General features: G+C 59.1%; 21 protein-coding genes. 5 read left to right on the plus strand and 16 right to left on the minus strand.

The window, feature by feature from the left end:
- The first annotated feature begins 37 nt into the window (after positions 1–37).
- A complete protein-coding gene (locus KCG45_RS04700) occupies positions 38–1264 on the plus strand; it encodes a DUF8173 domain-containing protein (RefSeq protein WP_218315922.1) in 1227 nt (408 codons plus the stop codon).
- Here KCG45_RS04700 and KCG45_RS04705 read toward each other — a convergent pair.
- The 4 genes from KCG45_RS04705 to KCG45_RS04720 form a co-directional block, all read right to left on the minus strand.
- Positions 1254–2330 (minus strand): NAD(P)-dependent alcohol dehydrogenase, encoded by a 1077-nt coding sequence (locus KCG45_RS04705; RefSeq protein ID WP_218315923.1) that lies wholly within the window; start codon positions 2328–2330, stop codon positions 1254–1256. The genes KCG45_RS04700 and KCG45_RS04705 overlap by 11 nt on opposite strands.
- Before the next feature lie 90 nt (positions 2331–2420).
- Complete coding sequence (locus KCG45_RS04710; RefSeq protein WP_218315924.1) at positions 2421–3353, minus strand: 1-phosphofructokinase family hexose kinase; 933 nt, start codon at positions 3351–3353, stop codon at positions 2421–2423.
- Positions 3353–5770, minus strand: coding sequence for a phosphoenolpyruvate synthase (gene ppsA / locus KCG45_RS04715; protein WP_218315925.1), 2418 nt, complete (start codon positions 5768–5770; stop codon positions 3353–3355). Before ppsA ends, KCG45_RS04710 begins: the two co-directional genes overlap by 1 nt.
- Positions 5771–6211: a DUF2267 domain-containing protein gene (locus KCG45_RS04720; RefSeq protein WP_218315926.1), complete on the minus strand. Its 441-nt coding sequence runs from the start codon at positions 6209–6211 to the stop codon at positions 5771–5773.
- Positions 6212–6438: 227 nt separating this feature from the next.
- Between KCG45_RS04720 and KCG45_RS04725 the strand changes: the two genes are divergently transcribed.
- Genes KCG45_RS04725 through KCG45_RS04740 form a run of 4 tightly spaced genes read left to right on the plus strand, consistent with a single transcriptional unit; the run spans position 6439 to position 11777 of the window.
- A complete protein-coding gene (locus tag KCG45_RS04725; protein WP_218315927.1) occupies positions 6439–7458 on the plus strand; it encodes a sodium:calcium antiporter in 1020 nt (339 codons plus the stop codon).
- Between the two features lie 34 nt (positions 7459–7492).
- Entirely contained in the window at positions 7493–8260 is a 768-nt protein-coding gene (locus KCG45_RS04730) for an ABC transporter ATP-binding protein (RefSeq protein ID WP_439648904.1), read from the plus strand.
- Positions 8257–10620, plus strand: a complete 2364-nt coding sequence (locus tag KCG45_RS04735) for an ABC transporter permease (RefSeq protein ID WP_218315928.1) — start codon at positions 8257–8259, stop codon at positions 10618–10620. Before KCG45_RS04730 ends, KCG45_RS04735 begins: the two co-directional genes overlap by 4 nt.
- Positions 10620–11777, plus strand: a complete 1158-nt coding sequence (locus KCG45_RS04740; RefSeq protein ID WP_218315929.1) for an efflux RND transporter periplasmic adaptor subunit — start codon at positions 10620–10622, stop codon at positions 11775–11777. The genes KCG45_RS04735 and KCG45_RS04740 overlap by 1 nt, the downstream gene beginning before the upstream one ends.
- Before the next feature lie 2 nt (positions 11778–11779).
- Here the strand turns inward: KCG45_RS04740 and KCG45_RS04745 are convergent, their stop codons facing one another.
- From KCG45_RS04745 to KCG45_RS04800, 12 genes are all read right to left on the minus strand, one after another.
- On the minus strand, positions 11780–12370 hold the full coding sequence (locus tag KCG45_RS04745) for a CC0125/CC1285 family lipoprotein (protein WP_218315930.1): 591 nt from the start codon (positions 12368–12370) through the stop codon (positions 11780–11782).
- Positions 12371–12461: 91 nt separating this feature from the next.
- Positions 12462–14234: a SulP family inorganic anion transporter gene (locus tag KCG45_RS04750; protein WP_218315931.1), complete on the minus strand. Its 1773-nt coding sequence runs from the start codon at positions 14232–14234 to the stop codon at positions 12462–12464.
- A gap of 9 nt (positions 14235–14243) precedes the next feature.
- A complete protein-coding gene (locus KCG45_RS04755) occupies positions 14244–14681 on the minus strand; it encodes a DUF6691 family protein (RefSeq protein WP_218315932.1) in 438 nt (145 codons plus the stop codon).
- A gap of 4 nt (positions 14682–14685) precedes the next feature.
- Entirely contained in the window at positions 14686–15126 is a 441-nt protein-coding gene (locus tag KCG45_RS04760) for a YeeE/YedE family protein (RefSeq protein WP_218315933.1), read from the minus strand.
- A gap of 14 nt (positions 15127–15140) precedes the next feature.
- The gene (locus tag KCG45_RS04765) at positions 15141–16070 is read right to left on the minus strand and encodes an MBL fold metallo-hydrolase (protein ID WP_500793902.1); all 930 of its coding nucleotides are present in this window, start codon (positions 16068–16070) and stop codon (positions 15141–15143) included.
- Between the two features lie 72 nt (positions 16071–16142).
- On the minus strand, positions 16143–16478 hold the full coding sequence (locus KCG45_RS04770) for an ArsR/SmtB family transcription factor (protein WP_218315935.1): 336 nt from the start codon (positions 16476–16478) through the stop codon (positions 16143–16145).
- Between the two features lie 136 nt (positions 16479–16614).
- Complete coding sequence (locus tag KCG45_RS04775) at positions 16615–17118, minus strand: Hsp20/alpha crystallin family protein (RefSeq protein WP_218315936.1); 504 nt, start codon at positions 17116–17118, stop codon at positions 16615–16617.
- Positions 17119–17286: 168 nt separating this feature from the next.
- On the minus strand, positions 17287–19926 hold the full coding sequence (locus tag KCG45_RS04780) for a cation-translocating P-type ATPase (RefSeq protein WP_218315937.1): 2640 nt from the start codon (positions 19924–19926) through the stop codon (positions 17287–17289).
- A 15-nt stretch (positions 19927–19941) separates the two neighbouring features.
- The gene (locus tag KCG45_RS04785) at positions 19942–20517 is read right to left on the minus strand and encodes a GNAT family N-acetyltransferase (RefSeq protein WP_218315938.1); all 576 of its coding nucleotides are present in this window, start codon (positions 20515–20517) and stop codon (positions 19942–19944) included.
- Positions 20505–21722 (minus strand): L,D-transpeptidase family protein, encoded by a 1218-nt coding sequence (locus tag KCG45_RS04790; RefSeq protein ID WP_218315939.1) that lies wholly within the window; start codon positions 21720–21722, stop codon positions 20505–20507. Before KCG45_RS04790 ends, KCG45_RS04785 begins: the two co-directional genes overlap by 13 nt.
- Positions 21719–22669, minus strand: coding sequence for a zinc-dependent alcohol dehydrogenase family protein (locus KCG45_RS04795; protein ID WP_255547950.1), 951 nt, complete (start codon positions 22667–22669; stop codon positions 21719–21721). Before KCG45_RS04795 ends, KCG45_RS04790 begins: the two co-directional genes overlap by 4 nt.
- Before the next feature lie 62 nt (positions 22670–22731).
- A complete protein-coding gene (locus tag KCG45_RS04800; protein ID WP_218315940.1) occupies positions 22732–23307 on the minus strand; it encodes an NAD(P)H-dependent oxidoreductase in 576 nt (191 codons plus the stop codon).
- Between the last annotated feature and the right edge of the window lie 20 nt (positions 23308–23327).

Consider the following 23327-nt stretch of genomic DNA (forward strand, 5'->3'; position numbering starts at 1 on the left):
TCGACTGGCGCATCGCCGGATCAGGGAGGATCAGCACATGTCTCTTGCACCAATAGGATCATTCAAGCGCTTCGCCATCGTGGCGATGTTCGGGGCCAGCGCGTTGGGTGCGCCGGCGGTTTCCTCCGCTCAGGATGTGACGCAAGCAAAAGCGCAGGCTTCTGTGCAAAACACCGAGGCTGCGGAACAAACTGACATGATCTTCCTTTCAGGCGAAGAAGTCGTCGCTTCGGACAACACAACAGACGACCTTTTTGCTGCGGGCCGTATGGTTGATGTGAGAGGAGCCCGCGCCGACCATCTCTTCCTCGCAGGCGGCGATCTCACAATTTCCGATGCACAGGTCAGCGATATTATCGCCGTCGGCGGGGAGATCAGGTTGAATACGGCAAATGTGGCCGATGACATTATCGTCGCCGGCGGAGACATTGTCGCTGCTGAGGATTTCGAGATCGGCGGGACAGCCGTGATCACCGGAGGCAACGTCCATTTTGAAGCGCCTGTCGGGCAAGACCTCAGGATTGGAGCAGCCGAGATCTTCGTCAACTCGGCCGTCGCGGGCACGGCGCGTCTATCGGGCGATACAATCGTTCTTGGTCCGAATGCGCGAATTCAGGGCGATCTGTTCTATCGCGGGGAGAACCTCACTGTAGACCCTGCATCGGTCATTGAAGGCAGCCGTACTCAGCTTCCTGCTTTGGAGAGCTACACCGCAGAGGAAGTCGGCGCAGGCGTCGGGGCTTTCTTCCTGTATTTCGGCCTATCCATGATTGTGAGCTATTTCGTGATCGTCGCGCTGTTGGTGATTGCCGTGCCGGGCCTGATGCGAAAAACTTCCGCAATGCTGCAGTCCACGCCGCTCAAGGCGTTAGGCGTCGGAGTGCTCTATGCACTTATCGTGCCCGTGCTTGGCGTGGTCCTGCTTTGGACGGCGCTGGGAATCCCGCTCGCCGCCCTGCTGCTGTTCGCATCGCTTGCACTCACTCCGATAGCAGTCGCAGTGAGTGCGCATTTCGTAGGAATGGCGGCTCGCCGGATCGTGACGAAGAAAGAAGGCCCACCTGAGACGACTTGGGAGCGGATCGCCTGGCCGCTGGGCGGTGTACTGCTCCTGTTGGCCGTCGCAATGATCCCCTTGGTCGGTCTCCTTGCCCTATTGTTCGCCATGCTGTTCGGGCTGGGAGCGTTTATTCGGCAAATGGCGGGAGCCCTTTCGGTTTCTTCGCCAGCTCCCGCATCCGCGCCTGCGACCGCTACGGCCTGATCGCCACCTTGAGCACGCCGTCGCGCTGATGGGAAAACAGTTCGTAGGCGTCTTCAATTGAATCGAGTGGGTAGTGGTGCGTGACCAGTTGGCCCGCATCCACCCGGCCCGAGGCAACCACATCCATCAAGCGCCGCATCCGCTCCTTGCCCCCCGGGCAGAGCGTGGTGCGGATGGTGTGATCCCCGAGACCCGCAGAGAAGGGTTCGAGCGGAATAGCGAGATCGCCAGAATATACACCCAGTGAGGACAGCGTTCCTCCGGGGCGCAGAACTCGCATCGCCCCTTCGAAAGTTTCCTGAATGCCCAGCGCCTCAATCGCCACGTCAACGCCTCGTCCATCGGTGATATTCATGATCTCGTCGACCGGATCGACTTTGTTAAAATCGACAATATGGGTCGCACCCATTCTCCGGGCCATTTCCTGACGCTCGGGGACGGTTTCGACCCCGATGATGGTGGTCGCGCCCATCATATGAGCGCCGGCGGTTGCGCATAGTCCGATCGGCCCTTGCGCGAAAACGGCGACCGTATCGCCGATCTTGATCTTGCCCGATTCCGCACCGCTGAAACCGGTCGACATGATGTCGGGGCACATCAACACTTGTTCGTCCGTCAGCCCATCAGGCACCGGCGCAAGGTTCGCCATCGCATCGGGAACCAGCAGGTACTCTGCCTGACACCCGTCAATCGTATTGCCAAACCGCCAACCACCGATGGCCTTGAAGCCGTGTTTGCCCTGCCCGCCGCACTGCGCATGGCAGCCGCACAATGAAGCGTAAGACGTTCCCGCAGGAGTGATCGCGCCGGCGATGACGCGCTGCCCTTCTTCATAGCCCGTAACCGCCGAGCCGAGCTTTTCGATCACGCCCACCGGCTCATGTCCGATGGTCAGTCCTGCCTCGACCGGATACTCCCCTTTCAAAATATGCACATCGGTTCCGCAGATCGTCGTGGTGGTGATGCGGAGCAGTGCGTCGAGCGGCCCCACATCGGGGATCGGTTTTTCACCCAGCACTATCCGCCCAGGTTTGATAAAGATCGCGGCTTTCATGAGTTCGGCCATGGTTTCGCTCCGTCGTTAATATTGCGAAGCAAAAGTGCGGCTTTGAAGCCATCGGGTAATTACGCAGATTGCCGTAGCGATATCGGGGCGTCAGGAAGGCGGATGCGATTTCCGATAAAGGTCTTCGATATCATCCGCTGCAGCCAAGCCAGTTCCAGATGTAATCAAGGCCGCCGCACCCGCAGCAATCCCGAGCCGGAATGCGTCCTCGTCGCTTTTGCCCGAGGCCAATCCGTGTACGATCGCGGCGACGCAGCTGTCGCCGGCGCCGACCGCGCTATTTGTTTCGACCTCTGGCGCTCCCAGCACAACCGTGCCTGCCTCGCTTGCTAGCACCCCGCCGAACTCGCCCATGCTTACGGCCACGAGCCTTGCACCGCCCTGCGCGACGACTTTTCCAGCTGCCTCGCAAATCGCATTGATGTCCGTCAGTTTCTCGCCAATAAGATCCTGAAACTCCTTTAGATTTGGCTTGATCAGCTCAAATCCCCCATCAGCGATGGCCGCGGCCAGAGCGTCGCCCGATGTATCGAGCACAGTACGGATCCCACGGCGATGCGCGACGGCAGCTGCTTGAGCGTAGAAATTGGAAGGGACACCGCGCGGGAGCGAACCGCTCATCACAAGGTAGTCGCAGTCTATTTCACTGACCCGCTGGAGGCACGCGTCGCATTCTGCTTGGCTGACTTGCGGACCCGCAGGGACGATCCGGTATTCGTGACTGCTCGATTTCTCGTAGATCACCGGGCTGATCCGCGTCTCGCCACCAATCGCGATCTTCTCACGCACCAATTGATGAAGGTCGAGCAGCGCATCGAGCGCAATCCCGGTTGATCCACCTGACAGATAGATACAGCGCGCGTTTCCCCCCATCCTCACGAACACGCGCGCCACATTTAGACCCCCGCCGCCAGGATCGACCGTTTGCGGAGGCGCTCGCAGCTTGTCGGTGTGCTCCAATTTCTCCACCACATAGGCGATGTCGATGGTTGGGTTGAGCGTGAGTGTCGCGATGTTCATCATTAGCCGGAACCGTGTTTCGAATGGTTGACGGCCACACCAGTTGCTTCTGCTTTTGCGACATGGTCCTTCACCGCAACGAAGCTATCGGGTGTAACCGAAATCGCGTCGATCCCGCACGCGACGAGGAACTCTGCGAAATCGGGATGGTCGCTCGGTGCTTGCCCGCACAGGCCGACCGAGGAACCGCATGTCCTGGCCTCGGCGATGACGCGCTGGATCATCCACTTTACAGCCGGATCGCGAGCGTCGAACTGATCGGCGAGCAGTTCGGAATCTCGGTCTATCCCGAGCACCAATTGTGTGAGATCGTTGCTTCCGATCGAAAAGCCATCGAAGCGTTTGGCAAATTCCGCAGCCAGCACGACATTACTCGGCACCTCGCACATAACGAGCACGTCGAGCGCAGCCTTGCCGCGCTCAAGCCCGTTGGCCGCCATCTCCGCGAGCACTTGGTCTGCCTCGTGCACAGTGCGGCAAAATGGCACCATCACCGCGACATTGGTAAAGCCCATATCCTCCCGCAGGCGCTGGATCGCCTGGCATTCAAGCGCAAAAGCATCGCGGAACAAAGGTGATGCGTAGCGCGCGGCACCGCGAAAGCCGAGCATTGGGTTTTCCTCATGCGGCTCGAACACACGGCCGCCAATCAGGTCGGCATATTCGTTCGATTTGAAATCGCTGAATCGGATGATGACGCGCTTGGGGAAATAGACGGCAGCGATCCGCGCAAGCCCGCGTGAGAGGCGGTCAACGTAATATTCGGCAGGGCTGGAAAACCCTCGTGTCAGTTGCCGGATGATCACTCGCTCGCGCGGATCTGCCACGCGCCTGGGTTCCAGCAGGGCCATCGGATGTACTCTAACACGGTTCGATATGACGAACTCCATCCGAGTAAGGCCCACGCCATCCGCAGGGAGCTTCCACCAGCGGTAGGCGGCGCCGGGATCTGCCAAGTTTAGCATCACCTTTGTACGGGTGTGCGGCAACGCGGAAAGATCAATGCTTTCTTCCCTGATTTCCGCCTCGCCTTGATGGACAGTGCCGCGATCTCCCCGCGTGCAATTGACCGTTACGAGCTGCTCGTCGCGAAGCTTGGAAGTCGCATCTCCGCAGCCCACGATTGCGGGCACGCCGAGTTCGCGGCTTACGATCGCGGCGTGGGAAGTCCGGCCGCCATGATCGGTGACGATAGCGGCGGCGCGCTTCATCACTGGCACCCAGTCGGGATCGGTCACACCCGTGACGAGCACCGAGCCATCGACAAAGCGCGCAATCTCATCAGCGCTGGAAATGACGCAGACTGGACCAGAGGCTGCGCCTGATCCGATTGCCTGTCCCGAAGCCATCACTGCGCCGGCATTGACGACGCTGGAAGTATGCAGAACATCGATGCGGGTTTGAGCCTGCACAGTTTCTGGACGCGCCTGTACGACGTATAGCTCGCCATCGCGGCCATCCTTGGCCCATTCGATGTCCATCGGGAAGCCGTAGTGCTCCTCAACGATTTTGGCCCAGCGCGCGAGGGTAAGGATTTCCTGATCGCTCAGCACATAGATTTGCCGGTCGGCGGTACCTGTCTCGACCCAGCTCGTGCCAGCCCCCTCCTCACCATAGACGAGTTTGCGTTGTTTGAGCCCGCACTTCTTCTCAATAATTGGCACGAGAGAAGTGTCCTCAAGCAGCGGCTTGAAGACGTGGTACTCATCAGGCTCGACTGCACCCTGCACTACGCTTTCACCCAAGCCCCAGGCAGCATTGATGAGCACTACACGGTCAAATCCCGTCTCGGTATCGATCGAAAACGTCACGCCTGCTCCGGCTTCGTCGGACCGGATCATGAGCTGCACTCCGATAGAGAGTGCGACGGCTTGGTGAGCGAAGCCCTTGAGCTCGCGGTATACTATCGCGCGGTCGGTATAGAGCGAAGCGAAGCAGCGCTTGCACGCTTCGAGCAGAGCCTGCTCACCGCAAATGTTGAGGAAGGTTTCCTGCTGCCCCGCAAAGCTTGCATTCGGTAAGTCTTCTGCGGTGGCACTGGATCGGACGGCGACGCTTACGGTATCCACGCCAGAGCGCGCGCTCAGCTCTCGATATCCTACGAGGATCGCTTGCGCGATGTCGTCCGGCCATTCGCCGTCGAGGATAGCCGTGCGAATTGCCATGCCCGCCTGGGACACGGTCAGTCGGCCATCGTGATAGCGTGTCAGTTGCGCTTCCAGAACATCGTCTAGATCGTTCGCAGATACATATTCGCGAAACGCGTCAGCTGTAGTCGCAAAGCCTGGTGGAACTTGAATGCCCTTGTCGACGAGCGCGCCGATCATCTCGCCCAAAGAGGCATTCTTGCCACCGACGATTGCGACATCTTCGTGCGAGAGCGTCTCAAACCAGCGGATTGTCCGATTTGATGGCCGCACCTAGTTTGCCACCTCAGTCTCCGGCCACATCGCGCGAATTTCGCGCGGCAGCGAACGGATGACTTTATCAATCTGCCCGCGCGACAAATGTCGGTTGAGTACGCCGAACACAGCATGCACGGCTTCCCGAGGATCGACGCCACGACTGCCATGCAGCCCGTCAGAAATGGATGCCAGAAACTCGTCGGTTCTATGCGACTGCTTCGGGAGGCCAGTGGGATCAAACCGATCGTAGAATGTGCCCCGCACGATCATCGGTAATTGCGCGCCCAGATGTGCCGATAGCTCCAGCGGCAAGTTGTCGCGCAGATTCTGAAGGACCACTGAAAGCACTCGCCAGGCAAATGCCCGATCAGGGCCAATCTCCGATTGGATCTCCTCGAGCCAGATTGCCGTACTCTGCAAGGATTTGTCGAAAAGCGGGAGGATCGTGGTGCTCATGATAGTCTCCTGAATCTCTCTCGATTGATTGGAGGAGACCAAACGCTATGTGCGGTGCGCCTGCGCGTAACTACGCAAACCTCCCAAGGTCGTGACCCGAGGACAAAGCCGCTAACTCGGATAGGTCCGTGCTCGGGACATCTACGGATATTGCGGAACCGACATAGGCATGATGTTCGATACGTGGACGCTTCCGCCCTAATTCAAGTCGCTGGACGCGACTGCCCATGAGCGTGCTGTGGCAAACGGCCTTCGTTTTCCTGCTCGCGGCGGCTGCGGTCTGGTGGGCAGGCACCCGGCTCCCCGCCTATGTTGTCGCGCTGAGCGAAAAAACCGGCGTCGGACAGGGGCTTGCGGGAATGCTGGTGCTCGGCGGCATTACTTCGCTGCCGGAATTGGCCACCGGGACCACGGCGGCGGCCATCGGCGTGCCGCTTTTGTCGCTCAACGACATTCTGGGCAGCGCGAGTCTCAACCTTCTCCTTCTCGCACTTGCAGATATGACGCTGGGGAAAAAGTCGCTGACGTCTGTCGTCGCAAGGCCGGTCACGCTGATCCAGGGCGTCCTGGGTATGACCCTGTTCGCGTTCGTCGGTGCGGCGATCGGTATTGGTGGCGGCGATTTCGGCGGCCCCGTCAGTCTTTGGTCGATCGCTGTCTTTGCCGCAGTTTTGGTTGCGCTCTTTATTTCCGGCCGAGCGGAACGCCGACCGATGTGGCAAGTCATCAATCCACCGGATCTAGAGGTGGCCGAAGAAACGCGTGAGAAATCGATATCGACGAGAAGGCTGGCGTTGATACTGATCGGGCTGGCATCGGTTATTCTCGTCGGGGGAGTGACGCTCGCCAATGCGGGTGAAGCGATTGCCAGAGAAACCGGGTTGGGCGAAGGCGTCGTCGGTCTGTTGATCATCGCGGCAGCGACTTCGCTTCCTGAAGCGAGCGCCATCATCGGGGCGATGCGTCACAAGCGCTACGAACTGGCGATTGGCGAGATATTCGGGTCGAACATGTTCAATCTCGCGATCATTCTCGCAATCGACCTGGTCGCACCAGGCCAGGGAGTCATCGAGCAAGCGGGAGGCTTTGAAATTGCCGCAGCCATGCTGGCGCTGGTCTTGACGGGAATCTTCGTGATCGGCCTGATCGAAAGGCGCGACAGGACCGTCCTTCGTATGGGGCAGGATTCAATCGCTGCAATTCTCGTCTATTTCGGAGGCGTGGCTGCGCTTTTGTCACTAGCGTAATAGCAATGAACCTTCGGCATTTACGTAAGGCGCTGTGACCCGTGCCGGTTATTCTGGCGTCATGCAGGCCAATACGGAAAACAGCACCATGCAGTTGGAGCGGAATGCTTTTTCCGGACACGACCTGCGCAAGATATATGTCACCGGCGAGACCGAAGTGCATGCCTTGCGGGGCGTCGATTTCGACATCAAGAAGGGCGAGAGCCTCGTTTTGCTGGGACCATCCGGGAGCGGGAAATCGACACTGCTCAACATCGTTGGCGGGCTGGACCGGCCAACCTCGGGCACGCTGCATTATGACGAGATCGAGCTGACCGCACTCGACGATCGCGATCTTACGCGGTTTCGGCGCGCGAATATCGGTTTCATTTTCCAGTTCTACAACCTCATCCCCAGCCTCACGGCAGAAGAGAATGTGCGCCTGGTCACCGACATCGCCAGCAACCCTATGGACCCGGGAGAGGCGCTGGCTCTTGTCGGGCTTGCGGACCGCAAACATCACTACCCCGCCCAGCTTTCAGGCGGTGAACAACAGCGCGTCGCCGTAGCCCGCGCGATCGCAAAGCAGCCCAGCGTGCTCCTCTGCGACGAACCCACCGGCGCTCTCGACAGTCGGACCGGGGTGCGCGTGCTCGAGACACTTGAACAGGCCAATCGCGAACTTGGTACCACTTTGCTCATTATCACTCACAATGCCGGGATCGCCGCGATGGCCGATCGCGTGTTCCACTTTCTCGACGGCAGGATCGCGCGGATCGAGACCAATACACACCGTATCAGCCCATCGGAGATCAGCTGGTGAGAGCGCTCGATCTCAAGCTTATGCGCGACCTGTGGCGCATGCGGGGACAGGCGCTGGCCATTGCGGTCGTGCTGGCTGCGGCCTCAGCGACATTCATCCTTTCGATGGGCGTCCATCGGTCGCTCTATGAAACGCGCGAGGCCTATTACTCGGAAAACAATTTCGGTGACGTCTTTGCTAACATGACCCGTGCGCCGCGAAGCGTTCTTGACCAGGTTTCGGCGATCGAAGGCGTCCAGCAGGCTCAGGGGTCGATCGTGCAATATGCAATCCTCGATTTCCCAAACCGGATCGAAGCGGTGCGCGCGCTCCTGCAATCGGTCGATGAGCGCGGCCGCGACAGGATCAATCTCGTCAGCCTCAAGACAGGCCGAATGCCGGCGCCCGGCCAACCCGAAGAGGTCGTCGCTGACGAGGCCTTTGCCTTGGCGAACAATGTCGTCCTTGGTCACGAGTTCGATGCAATCATCTACGGCCGCATGCAACGCCTGAAGGTCGTGGGAATTGGACTTGCGCCAAATTACGTCAACGCTCTGGCTCCCGGCGACATTATTCCCGACGATACGCGCTTCGGGGTGTTCTGGATGGGCGAAGAGGCGCTTGAGGCCGCGACCGACCGGACCGAGGCGATTAACACACTGTCCGTAAAGCTGCAGCGCGACGCATCGCAAGCGGACGTGATCCGCGCCATCGATCGCATTCTCGAACCTTACGGCGGGACGGGAGCCTTCGACCGTGACGACCATCCCAGCCACGTTTTTCTCGACAGCGAGCTCGACCAGCTCGAAGCCATGGTCAAGATATTCCCGCCCGTTTTCCTGCTGGTGGCCACGTTCTTAGTTTATGTTGTGCTTGGCCGAATGATCCGAACGCAGCGCTCGCTTATCGGACTGTTCAAGGCGTTCGGCTATTCGGATGCGGCTATTGCGGGCCACTACCTCAAATTCGCGATCGCCATTGCGATACTGGCTACCATTCTGGGTGCGATAGCGGGCGTATGGATGGCTCGCGAACTGACAGAGCTTTATGCGCGTTATTACCACTTCCCGATCCTGCGGTTCAGCTTCGAACCGAGCGTCTTTTTTGGCGCCAGCGCTTTGGCGGTCGCTTCGGCTGCGGTCGGCGCGGTCAGCGGGGTTTGGTCGGCCGCGCGGCTCACTCCTGCCGTCGCCATGTCGCCTCCCCCGCCGCCGGTCTACCGTGCGGGGATGGTGGAGCGAATTGGCCAGAACGCAGGGTTCTCCGCAATCGGGCATATGATCGTGCGGCATATCGCCCGATGGCCCGCACGCTCTTCAATGACGATTGGCGGGGTGGCGCTTTCGATAGGGCTGCTGTTCTCCACCTTGCAATTTATCGATTCCAGCGAATTCATGCTCGAGTCCTACTTCTTCCGGTCGCAACAACAGGACATCTCTGTCACCTTCACCGAAGCGCGGAATGAGGACGTGCTGTTTGAATTGCGACAGATGCCCGGCGTTTTGCGCGTTGAGCCGGTGCGCGGTCTCAGCGTCGAGATGAACCATGGAAATCGCCTTGAACGCACCGCACTCGAAGCGATCCCGCCAAGTGCAAAACTGACCGCGCGGATCGACCAGGATGGGAACGTGATTTCAATGCCGCCAGGCGGGCTCATGCTCAGCCGCCAACTCGCCGATCAGCTCAAAGTCGATCCGGGCGACAGTGTATATGTGAAAATGCTCGGCGGCCGGCGGACCGAGGCGATGCTTCCCGTCGGCGCGACGGTAGACGAATTCATTGGCGCGCGCGCATATGCGACGAACGAGACGATCGAAAAGCTCGCCCGCGATGGTGCGCCGGTTGGCGCTGCGTTGCTGCTCATCGATCCCGCTGAACGCGATAATATCCTTACAGTGCTCAAAACAATGCCAGCAGTGCTGAGCATTGGCGACCGTGATCTTGAAATGTCGCGTTTCGAAGAGATGATCGACGACAACATCAACACCATGCTCACGTTCTATATCGCTTTCGCGTCCGCGATTGCCGTAGGGGTGGTGTACAACAGCGCGCGCATCCTTTTTTCCGAGCGCGCACATGAACTCGCGACTTTGAGGGTGCTCGGCTACCACCGGTTAGAAGTGGCGGTAGTCTTGATCGGCGAGATTGCCCTGCTGGTTGTGATCTCGGTACCCGTGGGTCTCATGATCGGATTTTGGCTCGCCCAGCTGATGCTGCGTATGTTCGGGTCCGACCTGTTTCGCCTACCCTTTGCCCCTGCCAATGCGACCTATGGCGAAGCCGCAATAGTCGTCCTGATCGCCGCCCTGCTCACTGCGGTCATTGTGGCGCGGCGGGTGATGCGGCTCGATATGGTTCGAGTGTTGAAGGCGCGCGACTGATGATCGAACGGATCAAGAGCTGGCGATGGGCCATTTTGATCGCGGTATTGCTGATCGCAGGGTTGGTATATTCGCTGTGGCCCGAAGCGGTGGCAGTCGATACGGACACGGTGTCACGCGGGGAAATGTCGGTGGGCATTACAGATGACGGGGTGACGCGGGCGGAGGAAATGTTTGTCGTTTCCGCCCCCGTCACGGGTTTCTTGTCACGCATCGAACTCGAGCCGGGCGATACGGTCAGCCGAGGCACGCTGATCACACGGATGACGGGGCGGCCGTCCAGTCCGCTGGACCAGCGCACCCGGGACGAAATGCGCGGTGCCTTGGCCGCGGCAAGTGCGGCTGAAAGCGGTGCGAGTGCAGCCTACGAGCAGTCCATGCGAGATCTCGCCCGTGCGGAAGCGATCTTCAACCGCGGCTTCCTGCCAAAAGCGCAGCTTGAAGCAGCACGTACACTGGTCGCCACCAATCGTTCTCAGCAACAACAGGCACGCGCAGAAGTTGCACGCCTCCGCTCAATGCTGGCTGATCCCAGCGGCTCAGGAAGTGGGGGCCCTGTCACTATACGCGCGCCTGCGCCGGGCAAAGTCCTGTCGGTGATCAATGAAAGCGAGGGCGTCATCATCGAAGGGACCCCGCTGATGACGATCGGCAATCCTGAAACGATCGAAGTGGTCGTGGATCTGCTTTCGCGCGAGGCCGTGCGGGTGAGGGCGGGAAATAGCGTCCGCATAACGCAATGGGGCGGGCCCAATCCACTGATCGGTATGGTCGAGCGCATCGAACCCTTCGGCCAGCTAAGGATTTCAGCACTGGGGATCGAAGAGCAGCGGGTGAACGTCATCATCGGGTTCGAGACAGAATCCGCCGTTCAGGGTGCCCGCTTGGGCCACGGTTATCAGGTCGATGCGACGATCGAGCTCTGGCGAGAGGAAGCAACGCTTCGAGTGCCCATAGGATCGCTGTTTCGCGGACCGAATGGCGAATGGCAGGTCTTCGCTGTCGAAGACGGGCGAGCCCGTGTGGTTACCGTGAAGCTCGGGCAGATCAACGATGAGCATGCACAGCTTCTTGATGGGTTGGATGAAAGCGCCACTGTCATCATCAATCCAGGCAGCACTATCGAGGACGGAATGCGCGTCGCCCCGCGCGGCTAGACTCAATCGTTAGGATATTCGATTTGCGGAGACAGGCGGTCGCGCACCTCAAGCGCGTCGAAACTCCGCAGGTTTCCATTAGGCCTTTCACCCTTGCCCATCACGATGTCGGCATTCGCTTCGAACCGCTCGATCATGCGGACGCTGTAGCGGTCCGCCCAGAAAGGATCACCGAAATAGGGATACCAATGGTACCAACCGCGTCCGGTGCGGTAATACCGCCAATAGGGCCGCCAATGAGTATGATAGGGCGAATACCAAGGGTCGTAGATCGGATCCCGCCGAATCTGCCGCTCGATCTGATGCTCGACTTCGCGATCCTGGATGATGAAGTAGTCATAGCCCTTGAGCAAAGTTAGCTCAGCTGCGCGAAACAGCAAATAGCTTTCGACCCGCTCCCGAGAGGTGAGACGGTTGCCGGCAAAGCTAACCCGGTAGTGCGTCTCATCAATGCGCAGGTCGGCATAACCGCCCGACACCCGGCTCCCCGCGCTCAACGGCTGGTATGGTGTACTGCTCATCGCGCAGCCGGTCGTTGCCAAGATGATGGCGCTTGCGGTTGTGGCGGCAATCCGGCGCTTGATCGAAGGCATGGCTCGCGCTCCTCAGGTTCTGCAAAACCGAGCAAAAGTGTGCGCCGCCCCTCACGCGGGGCCTATAGGTAAATCTCCGGTAGCGATGTGATTAGATCAGCCCGCGAGCATGCCAATGATCCTCGCCCTCCGGATCGGCGTCCGCCTGTTGGATCAGCTGCGCGATCGCTTTGTCTTGAGAAAGAAAGATCTTCCCGTGCAGTTCCTCGAGAATTCCGCTCCGCTTGAGCCCATCCATCACCGGACCCTTAACTTCGGAAAGGTGAAGGCTGATCCCTGCATCGGCCAAACGGTGATTGATTGCCTCGAGACTTTCGAGGCCCGAGGCGTCGATCGAATTGACTGCCGAACACAGCAGCACCACGTGGCGCAGCTCGGGCTTCTCCACCATTCTTTCAAGAACGTATTCCTCTAGCCAGCGGGCGTTGAGGAAGGTGAGGCTTTCGTCGATCCGGATCGACAGAATGTGCGGCCAGGTGATCACCTCATGCCGGTCGATATTGCGATAATGTTCAGTGCCGGGAACCCTGCCGACTACCGCCGCATGGGGTCTGGATGCCTTCCATAAATAGAGGATCAAACCTGTCGAGACGCCGGTAATGACACCAATTTCCACACCCATCGCCAAAGTCATCGCAATGGTGGCTATATGGGCGGAAAAGTCGCTTTTGGAATATCGCCACAGGTGGAACGGGGTCTTCACGTCGATCAGGCCGAGCACCGCTACGATGATGGTCGCGGCAAGAGTGGCGACTGGGAGCGAGAATAACAGCGGGGTCAGGAATACCGACGCGAGCGCAATACCGACAGCAGTATAGGCTCCTGCGGCAGGGGTGCGCGCACCGGCATCGAAATTGACGACCGACCGAGCGAAGCCGCCGGTAACCGGGTACCCGCCGGAAAAGGCCGCCGCAATATTGCTTGCACCAAGGCCCAGCAATTCCTGATCCGGAGATATCCTTTGGCGGCGCTTCGCTGCAAGTGTCTGCGCGACCGAGACGCTTTCAACGAAGCCTATGATCGAAATCAGCAGCGCGGGCAGCCATAGCTGGCTCCACAATCCGAGATTTACTACCGGAGCGGCGAAGGGAGGCAAGCCGCTTGGGATGGCGCCAACGACCGCAACGCCGCGTTCTTCGAGCTCACCAAAAACGACTGCAAAGATCGCAGCAACAACCGCCAGAATAGGGCCGGCCTTGGCGAGAATATCGGCCACGCCCGGTTTCAGGCCCAAGCGGATCAAGGCAGGCTTTGCACCCTTGCGTACCCAGAACAGGAAAACGAGGCTGGAGACCCCGACCATGATGGTCGAAACATTGAAGGTGCCGATATTTGAAACGGTCCTTTCGACCAATTCAGGTAAGTTGTCCCCTCCCCCTGGAATCCCGAGAATATGGCGCAGCTGGCTGGTCGCGATGAGCATCCCGCTTGCAGTGATGAAGCCCGATATCACGGGGTGCGACAAGAGGTTGGCGAGGAATCCGGCGCGTATGAAGCCAAGGATGGCAAGCATAATGCCCGACAGCATCGCGAGCGCGATGGCGGCTTCGAGATATTCCGGCGTTCCGGGCGCCGCGACGCTTCCCGCAGCCGATGCCGTCATCAGTGAGATCACCGCAACGGGTCCGACTGCCAGTGTCCGACTTGTGCCAAGCAAGGCATACGCAGCGAGCGGCAGGATCGACGCGTACAACCCAACCACAGGCGGCAGTCCGGCAAGCAGCGCATAAGCAAGGCTCTGCGGGATCAGCATGATGGTTACGATCACGGCGGCCATCATATCGCTGCCTAGTGCAGCGCGATCATAGCGCCTGCCCCAATCGAGGATCGGCAGATAGCGCGCCAGAATGGAGGATCTATCCATGCACGAGCGTCAGGCGATCGATTTCCGGGTTTCGATGAGATCAGTCGAAAATCGATGCAGAAACATGCCTGCGAGCATCGCAGCAGAAAACACGATCGGCTGCCAGTCTCCGAAAGCGATGCCTGCTATGGCTGGACCCGGACAGTATCCCACCAGTCCCCACCCCGCACCGAAAATCGTCGCTCCAGCGATCAATTTGCGATCGATAATCCGGTTTTCCGGTATGAAGAAGCGACCGTCGAGCAGCGGCTGGCGCAAGCGGTTTGAGATGGAGTAAGCGATGGCCGAGGGAATAATCGCCCCGGCCATTACGAAGGCGAGCGCAGGGTCCCAGCTTCCGAAGATGTCCAGAAAGGCGAGCACGCGTGCAGGATTGACCATATCCGAAACCGCAAGTCCGGCGCCGAACAGGATACCCGTAGCGAGAGCGATCACTGTCTGCCGCATGATCCTATGCTCCCACCACCATGTACCGCGCGACCGCGACGACGAAAAAACCTGCCAGCATGAATGAGGCCGTCGCTGCCAGCGATCGCGGGGAAAGACGCGAGACACCGCACACGCCATGCCCGCTCGTGCACCCATTGCCCATGCGCGTACCGTAACCGACGAGCAGACCCGCTACGATCAACAGGGGCACAGACGTGGTCACAGCAATATCGGGCGACCGGATCCAGAAACCGACAATGAGCGCGCCAAGCGGCAGGCCGAGAACAAAGGCGAGAGCTTGTTGCCGCGGAATGCCGGTGTCGGCGATGCCAGTAGCACGGGCGACCATACCGCTGATCCCCGCGATACGACCGGAAAACAACAGCAGCACTGCCGCTGCCAAGCCGATTAGCAAGCCGCCTCCTAAAGCGACCAACGGATCGAGGGGTGCGGGTGTCGTCATTGTCTCTGTCTCCCCTAAAGGCTGTTCAGCGGCAGCTTCAGATAGCGTGTGCCGTTATCTTCTGGCTCGGGCAGGTGTCCTGCGCGCATATTGATCTGTATCGAGGGCAAGATCAGACGCGGCATGCCAAGTGTCGCATCGCGCGCGGTGCGCATGGCTACGAAATCGTCTTCGTCGATGCCATCATGCGCATGGACGTTACGCGCACGCTGAGCGCCGATCGTCGTCTCCCAAACGAACTTGTTGCGACCGGGCGCTTTGTAATCATGGCAGAGGAACACGCGGGTGTCTTCAGGGAGCGCCATCAATCGGCGGATCGAGCGGAACAGCGTTCGAGCATCACCACCAGGGAAATCCGCGCGCGCGGTGCCGTAATCCGGCATGAACATGGTGTCGCCCACAAACACCGCATCGCCGACGACATAGGCGAGGTCAGCAGGGGTGTGGCCCGGAACATGGAGCGCAATGAACTCAAGCTCGCCTAGCGACAAGGTTTCACCGTCTTCTATTAGCCGATCAAACTGCGAGCCATCGCGGACGAACGCGGCGCTCTCATTGAAGACTTTCCCGAAAACCTCCTGCACCGTCAGGATTTCGCGCCCGATCACAATCTCACCGCCCACTTCGCCCTGCAAATAGGGCGCAGCCGAAAGATGATCGGCGTGTGCGTGAGTTTCGAGGATAAAGTCGACTTCAAGACCGCCTTCACGAATATAAGCGATCATCTGATCTGCGAACTCAGTCGCAGTGCGACCTGAAGGTTGGTCGAAATCGAGCACTGAATCGATGATCGCTGCGCTTTTGGTGGCGGGATCGTGCACGACGTAGGATGCAGTGAAAGTCGGCTCGTGAAAGAAACCTCTCACGACCGGAGCATCCTGCTCGCCGCGTAAAGTCTGAGCGACGAGGTCGGCCGCTTGCGCTATGTTGGGATCGGATTTCATCTTCATCAAATTCCATAGTTCGTGACGGTCACATCGCCCGACCTTGGGGCCACGCGCGATACGGATTGGTCCTTATCGATCGTCGTGCTCTTCGCTTGGACAAAACAGATCATGCAGGGTTTCGAGAATGCGTTCGGCGCGGGGGTCTGCGATGCAATAAAACAAAGTCTGCGCCTCGCGGCGATAGGCCACGAGGCCCTGTTCGCGCAGCTTGGCCAAGTGTTGCGACAACGCGGACTGGCTAATCCCCACTCGCTCGACCAATTGCCCCACGGAGAGTTCACGTGCCTCGACTAGGTGGCACAGTACCAACAGCCGCGGACGATTTGAAAGTGCGCGCAAAAATTCGGCCGCTTCACCCGCTTTGGCGCGCATCTCATCGAGTTCTAGAAGTCGTACCGTAGCCATGACCTCTATATATGCGATTCATCTAATTTAGCAATATCTAATATTTCAAACGAGGGTTCTTCCCGTACGAAGATCGGGCTGCCCCACGCGGGCAATTACCAGCGCAAGACAGCCTCTGAGGTTCACCAAACTGGGCTTACGCTTTTGTCGAAATCTCGATCTTTCGCGCTCCTTCGGAAACGCCCTGGGCGCGGGGAATTGCGATTGTTATCACGCCGTTATCGGAACTCGCCTGGATCTGATCTACTACGCAATCCTTCGGGAGCGAGACGCGGCGCTCAAATGCGCCGTAGCTGCGCTCCGAGATCGTATAGTCACGCTCTTTCTCTTCGCGCTCCTCCTTTTTCTCACCCTTCAAAACGAGCATATCCCCTTCGACCGAGATATCGACATCCTCTTGAGAAACACCGGGCAATTCCACGGTGAGGTGATATTCCTCGTCGGTCTCTTTCATTTCGAGCGCTGGCATAGGGAGCGACGAAAGATAGCGGATGCCCAGATTGGTCGCCGGGAAACGTGGCGGGAATTCATCGAACATCCGGTCGACTTCGCCGCGCAGGCGGGTAAAGGGCTCACGCAAATAGTCCGATAATCCGGTCTGGTGACGAGGCTTTGTGGCAACAAGCGATTCTTCAGCCATGATTTCTCCTCCGTAGATTTCGCCGAAAGCACGCTTCTACGGGGTCGACGGGAGGCCACCGATACGGAAACCTCCGTAAGCCGCAGCCTCGGCAACACGATACCTGCTCACATGCCGACCCGATTTGGCCTGTCCCAAGGTGCGCCAATTCGGAGGATCGCTACGGTATTACGCAGTCGCTGGCTGATACGCAGCCCGGGCGCGCTGCTGCCCGATCAGCCAACGCTTCGCGACCTCGGTTACCAGCAGCACCACCAGCGCTGCACCTGCGCAAAGCAAAAGGAATTCGGCTTCGACAGGCTCGGTATCGAGGAAACGCTGAAGCAGCGGAACTGTCATCGCGGCGATTTGCAGCAGGATCGCGATCGCCATGCCAACGAACATCCAGCCGTTTTCGGGTGCGTGCCACCGCCAGAAAGGGAGCTTCAGGTTGCGGATGCCGAGAAGGAAGGCGATCTGGAACGTCACCACGATTAGAAGCACGTGATTGCGCGCATCTTCGATCGAAAAGCCGAGCGCCAATCTCTCTTGGAGGACCCAAACTGCTATTGCCGTCATCAACACTGCCCCGGGCAACATGAGAGTAAGCGCATCCTTGTCGATCAGCGAGGAAAGCTTTTGTTGCGGGGGATGCTTGAGCTCATCGCCGTCCCCGCGCCCGAAACCGAGCGTTACGTCCAAGACACCATTGGTCACGAGGTTGAGCCACAGCAGCTGCACTGCGGTCAGCGGCATGGGCATCCCAAGCGAGATGGCGAGCAGGAACATCAGGATTTCTGCCGCACCGGTCGCGAGCATGAACAACACGATCTTGCGGATATTGGCAAATGTGACACGGCCCTCCTCGATTCCTGCAACAATCGTTGCGAAGTTATCATCGGCTAGCACCAGGTCGGCAGCCCCGCGCGCGACATCGGTGCCGCCGCGGCCCATGGCAATACCGATATCGGCCATACGTAATGCTGGCCCGTCATTGACGCCATCGCCAGTGACAGCAACGGTGTGCCCTGCCTCCTCAAGCGCTCTCACGATTGCGAGCTTTTGCGCAGGTTCAGTGCGCGCAAAGACCTGGCTGGACGTTACGCGTCTTGCGAAGCCATCTCGGTCATCTGCAAGCGCCTCAAGCTGTTCGCCGGTCACCACAGAACAATCGTCTGCGTCCATCCCGAGTTGACGGGCTATCGCAAGTGCGGTGGCAGGATGATCGCCTGTAATCATCGTTACAGCGACGCCGGCTTCGCGGCACCTGGCCACCGCTTCGATCACTCCGTGCCGTAGCGGATCGGTTAGGCCTACGAAACCAAGCAATACGAGATCGTGCAAATGAGAGTGGATGTGTCCGTCGCCGGGACGCCCGCTCCCCTCCGCGAGCGCGAGCACGCGGTATCCTTCGCCAGCCAAGCGTTCGGCAATGTCCAGTGTATACGCGTCCGTGTCCCTGCACATGGCCAGCACGGTTTCCGGAGCACCCTTGACGATTGTACGCGTTTCCAACCCGAAATCGGCCTCCACCGCAGCGTATCGAAGTGTCGGCTCATAAGGCACGATCGACAGGCGATCAGCGGCGACAAGACGCTCGACATCGCCCCCATTTTCCCGCGCGAAATCAAGCAAGGCTACATCCACCGCGTCGCCGACCGGGCTGCCATGAACAGCGAGCTTTGCCTCGTTGCAGAGCCCTGCGGCTTCGGCCAGCCGGGCCATCGTCTTGCTCAAAGAGTGAGACTGCCAATCAGCACGAGCAATCCTCTTGCCAGTCGGAAGCGCGACCGCCTCGACGGTCAGCCTATTGACGGTCAGCGTTCCGGTCTTGTCGCTGGCTATCAGAGTGCAAGCCCCCAGCCCCTCGACCGCGGGCAAGGCACGCACGATAACATTGCGCTGTGCCATTCGGTTCGCCGCGGTAGAAAGCGCAACAGTGACCGCAATCGGCAAACCTTCAGGGATCGCTGCCACCGCTAGCGCAATCGCGAGCAACACTATGTCGCGCAAGGCCTGTCCTTCCAAAGCCAGCAAGGCGCCCAGTACCAGGATCAGTGCAACCGCGATCAGAGCAATTTGACGCGCAAGCACCGCCATTCGCCTGACGAGCGGGATCGCGCCGGCACAGCTCGCCGCCTGCGACAGTGTGCGATCGATGTGCCCGAGCTGCGACGCAGGACCGGTCTGAGTGACCACAGCCAAGGCTCTGCCCTCGACCACCGACGTTCCGGCGTGCAGCATATTGATGCGCTCGGCGACGACTGTCTTTGCATCCAGACAGTCCGCAGCGCGCTTTGTAATCGGCATTGATTCGCCGGTAAAAGTAGACTCATCGACCTCAAGGCCGATGTCCTCGATCAACCGCATGTCGGCTGTGACCGATACCCCGCTCTCAAGTTCGACAACATCGCCCGGTACGAGGTCCTGCGAGGCGACTTCGCGGGTCACGCCGCCACGCCGGACCCTGGCAATCTGAGGAACCAGCGAACGGAGCGCGCGCGCGCTCGCATCTGCCTTCAGTTCCTGGAACGCCCCGATGACCGCGTTGAGCGACAAGACCCCAAAAATGAAAAGAGCATCCCAGCGATCGCCCACCACCAGGGACAAGATGCCCGCGAACAGCAGCAAGTAGATCAGCGGATTGCGAAACTGGCGAAGGAACACCTGCAACGGCCCGGTCAGTCTCGCCTCGGGTAGTTTGTTAGGTCCGCACTCTAATAGGCGGTCGCCAGCTTCAGCTTCGGAAAGCCCACTCGTCCTAGCCTTCAAGGTCGAGAGCGCCTGCTCAGCGGTGAGTGCGTGCCAGGCGTACTCCGTTGCGGCCATCGCCCGAAAAACCGGTCAGAACGTCTTTTCCGCAATGATCAGAGCAGGTTCATCAGGGCAGGGAAGAATTCTGAAACCCATCCCTCGCTCCAGTTCGAGACCATCTCTCTGCTGTGCGCTCTCGAGCGAGGTGATTTTCGCAATGCCCTTCGATTCGGCGTAGCGCGCTGCGTGATCCAGCATGGCCCAGCTTATCCCGCGCTGCTTCATGTCCTCGCGCGTGCATACTGCGAACTCGGCGTTCTCGAAACTCTCATCGGCGCCGAGCATCGCGCTTGCCAGTATCTCGCCGCTATCGGGATCGACAGCAAGGAAATCGATCGTGTGGTCGTTGGTATCATCGACCATTTGCGCCAGCCGTTCTTCATCGACCTTACGCATGCCCGAAAGGAAGCGGAAAAAGAGATCGCGGCGGCTTACGCCTTCGAAAAATCTCGCGAGCGCGTCCTTGTCTTCAGGCGTGGCTGGCCTGATGAGTATCTTCTCGCCAGCCCGAGTGGTGGAAACTCCGCTCCATTCCTTTTCAGCTTCGCGATTTGAGAACCGTGTCAGTGCCTCGTTCTGCGAATGTTTAGCGCTTAGTTCAGACATGTCTGACCTCCTTCAACGACACCAGAATTGGATGACGAAGAGGAGAGACGCGATCCGTATATGTCCGTAAGCTCATGATCGCTATGGGATGTCACCGTCACAGGATCCCGCCGATATACGTCTTCCCAAATCCGCACTCCGCCCGAAAGCGAGGGTTCGGCAGTGAAGTAGGCTACGTAAAGCGGTATATGCTCGGATAGAAAAACGGTTTGCGTTTTGCCACCGGTGACCTCTTCCTCAATTCTTGCCAAGTCCCAGCCATCACGCCTCAGCAGCGTCGCCGCAAAGGAAAGCGCTCGGTCGACACGAATACAGCCGTGGCTGAAAAATCTCCGATCCTTTTCGAACAGCTCACGGCTCGACGTGTCGTGAAGAAACACACTGTATGGATTTGGCATCACCAGCTTCATCCGGCCCAGTGCATTGTTGTCACCCGGCATCTGGCGATATCTGCCGTTCTGGAAGATGTAGCCGCGTGCTCGCGCCGCTGACGGACTACGCCGCACAAAACTCGCAATGCCCTCGGCTGCAATGCTGGACGGGATTTCCCACCAGGGATTGAGGACGACGCCGGTGACTTGACTGGTGAAGACTGGAGTGCGGGTGACTGGCTTACCGACGATTACTCGCCAACGCCCCTTGACCACTCCTCCTTCCCACAAGGTCAGCTGTTGCGCGGCGATATTGACCAGAAGATAGCGCTCTCCCATTCGCGCAGGGAGCCAGCGCCAGCGGGCAAGATTGGAGACTATGATTGCCCGCCTGTCCGCATCCTTCTCTTCGCTCAGCGCGTCGACAAGTCTGGCATAATAGGGATGCGAGGGTCGGATCGATCGGAGATAAAGATCCAGTTGGTTGTTCTGGAGTGCCCGTAGGAGACCCGAGCGCAGTTGGTCATCATTCGTGCTTCCATCGATATGCCACCACGAAGGACGTTTCTGTCCGCAGCAGCGGCCGCGCCAAGCTCGCATCAGTGTAAGCGCTGCCTTATCCGCGATGGGATCCAGCCTTTCACGTTCGCCCGCATCGATTGCGCGCCGAAGTTGCGGGGCAATCTCGGGAGGTAGCGCAAGCCCTTCGTCTGGTGCTCGCTCTACCCGTTGGAGCAAGCTCTCCGCCTGGACCGGCGACCAAGCCGGCCGCGCAATTGTCGAACCGGGGACAAGGAGAGCTGCCAGCAAGAGCGCGAGTAGAATCCGCATCATGGAAGAAGCACCGCTGCACCGGTAATTTGTCCGGCACGAAGCCGGTCCAAAGCTAAATTGGCGTCGGTGAGGTCGAACGTCTCGACCTCTGTTTTCAGAGGGAACCCTGCAATCGCGGTGAAGAAGCTCTCGCCATCGGCGCGGGTCAGGTTGGCGACCGAGAGCAGCTTTCGCTCACCCCAGAGTAATTCGTAGGGAAACGCCGGGATATCGCTCATATGGATACCGGCACACACGACTGTGCCTCCCTTGCGAACTGCGGCGAGCGCCTGTGGGACCAATTCGCCCGCCGGAGCGAAGATGATCGCCGCGTCGAGTTCGAAAGGGGGCATCATGTTGCTCCCGCCCGCCCAGACGCAGCCCATCTTGCGCGCAAACGATTGACCTGCGTCATCGCCAGGGCGGGTGAAAGCCGCAATCTTGCAGCCGAGACCCGTGGCGAGCTGGGCCAGAATATGAGCCGAGGCTCCGAAGCCGTAGAACCCTATCCGCTGAGCGTCTCCGCACATCGAGAAAGCACGATAACCTATCAGACCTGCGCAGAGCAGCGGAGCAGCATGAGCGGCATCGATCGTAGGAGGAATTGCGAAGCAGAAGTTCGCTTCGCCGAGGACATGCGATGCATAGCCTCCATTGACTGAGAAGCCGGTGAACGTCGGATCGTCACAGAGGTTCTCCTGCCGTTTTCTGCAATAACGACAACGGCCACATGTCGAGCCAAGCCAAGGGATCCCGACCCGGTCGCCCAAATCGAAACGGGCGACATTATCGCCTTTCGCAATGACCCGGCCTACGATCTCATGGCCTGGCACTATCGGCAACCGTCCGTGAATATCGCCATCGATAATGTGGAGGTCCGTCCGGCAAACACCGCATGCAGAAACTTCGACCAATATCTGATCAGCGTCGGTCGAGGGTATCGGGCGCTCGATAACTTCGAGTGGCATCCCAGGCTCAACAAATTGCATCGCCCGCATCGTCCGAGCCTTGGCTTTTGGCATGACCATATTCATCGCGCAAAACGCCCAAGTCTTTCGACGCGCCTCAGCCATTTCTTGCGGTATCCCGGCCAGCTATCGACACGACCGATTATTGTCGTGCGCACCGGTTTTATGCCGACGAAATGCAGAATGTTACGTTTAAGGCTCTTCACGCTGTGCGAGCGGAAGAACAGCCTGTACATCGGCGCAGGCATACCCATCGTGACGATGATGCGGGCCGATTTTCCCCTAAGCAGTGGGCGCCATTTCGCGTTGGCCTTGATCTCCATTGCAAAGCCCGGACGCATGACTTGCTCAAGAAACGCTTTTAGCAGTGCCGGGACATCGCCCAGCCAGAGCGGGTAGACGATGACAAGGTGATCCGCCCATGCAATCGCTTCCTGTGCCTTGAGTATGTCCTCTTCCGGCTCCAGCTGGGTCCACACCCGCGGTTCTCGCACGAAGGCAAATTCGAGTTTGCCAATATCCAGTCGCCTGACCTCGTGCAGTTCCTCTGCGGCCCGTTGATATGCGCTTGCCAGCGCATGGACGTAATGGTCTCCTTCCCCACTGGGGTGACCATCGATGATAGTGATGCGTGCCATGGACTCGAGATGCCCAAATC

Origin of the sequence: Erythrobacter ani (assembly GCF_019204025.1) — a bacterium.
Taxonomy (GTDB): domain Bacteria; phylum Pseudomonadota; class Alphaproteobacteria; order Sphingomonadales; family Sphingomonadaceae; genus Erythrobacter; species Erythrobacter ani.

Coding starts and splice junctions, on each gene's coding strand:
- KCG45_RS04700 (WP_218315922.1), top strand. CDS start 38: ATGTCTCTTGCACCAATAGGATCATTCAAGCGCTTCGCCATCGTGGCG.
- KCG45_RS04705 (WP_218315923.1), bottom strand. CDS start 2,330: ATGGCCGAACTCATGAAAGCCGCGATCTTTATCAAACCTGGGCGGATA.
- KCG45_RS04710 (WP_218315924.1), bottom strand. CDS start 3,353: ATGATGAACATCGCGACACTCACGCTCAACCCAACCATCGACATCGCC.
- KCG45_RS04720 (WP_218315926.1), bottom strand. CDS start 6,211: ATGAGCACCACGATCCTCCCGCTTTTCGACAAATCCTTGCAGAGTACG.
- KCG45_RS04725 (WP_218315927.1), top strand. CDS start 6,439: ATGAGCGTGCTGTGGCAAACGGCCTTCGTTTTCCTGCTCGCGGCGGCT.
- KCG45_RS04740 (WP_218315929.1), top strand. CDS start 10,620: ATGATCGAACGGATCAAGAGCTGGCGATGGGCCATTTTGATCGCGGTA.
- KCG45_RS04745 (WP_218315930.1), bottom strand. CDS start 12,370: ATGCCTTCGATCAAGCGCCGGATTGCCGCCACAACCGCAAGCGCCATC.
- KCG45_RS04750 (WP_218315931.1), bottom strand. CDS start 14,234: ATGGATAGATCCTCCATTCTGGCGCGCTATCTGCCGATCCTCGATTGG.
- KCG45_RS04755 (WP_218315932.1), bottom strand. CDS start 14,681: ATGCGGCAGACAGTGATCGCTCTCGCTACGGGTATCCTGTTCGGCGCC.
- KCG45_RS04760 (WP_218315933.1), bottom strand. CDS start 15,126: ATGACGACACCCGCACCCCTCGATCCGTTGGTCGCTTTAGGAGGCGGC.
- KCG45_RS04765 (WP_500793902.1), bottom strand. CDS start 16,070: ATGAAATCCGATCCCAACATAGCGCAAGCGGCCGACCTCGTCGCTCAG.
- KCG45_RS04770 (WP_218315935.1), bottom strand. CDS start 16,478: ATGGCTACGGTACGACTTCTAGAACTCGATGAGATGCGCGCCAAAGCG.
- KCG45_RS04775 (WP_218315936.1), bottom strand. CDS start 17,118: ATGGCTGAAGAATCGCTTGTTGCCACAAAGCCTCGTCACCAGACCGGA.
- KCG45_RS04780 (WP_218315937.1), bottom strand. CDS start 19,926: ATGGCCGCAACGGAGTACGCCTGGCACGCACTCACCGCTGAGCAGGCG.
- KCG45_RS04785 (WP_218315938.1), bottom strand. CDS start 20,517: ATGTCTGAACTAAGCGCTAAACATTCGCAGAACGAGGCACTGACACGG.
- KCG45_RS04790 (WP_218315939.1), bottom strand. CDS start 21,722: ATGATGCGGATTCTACTCGCGCTCTTGCTGGCAGCTCTCCTTGTCCCC.
- KCG45_RS04795 (WP_255547950.1), bottom strand. CDS start 22,669: ATGCCACTCGAAGTTATCGAGCGCCCGATACCCTCGACCGACGCTGAT.
- KCG45_RS04800 (WP_218315940.1), bottom strand. CDS start 23,307: ATGGCACGCATCACTATCATCGATGGTCACCCCAGTGGGGAAGGAGAC.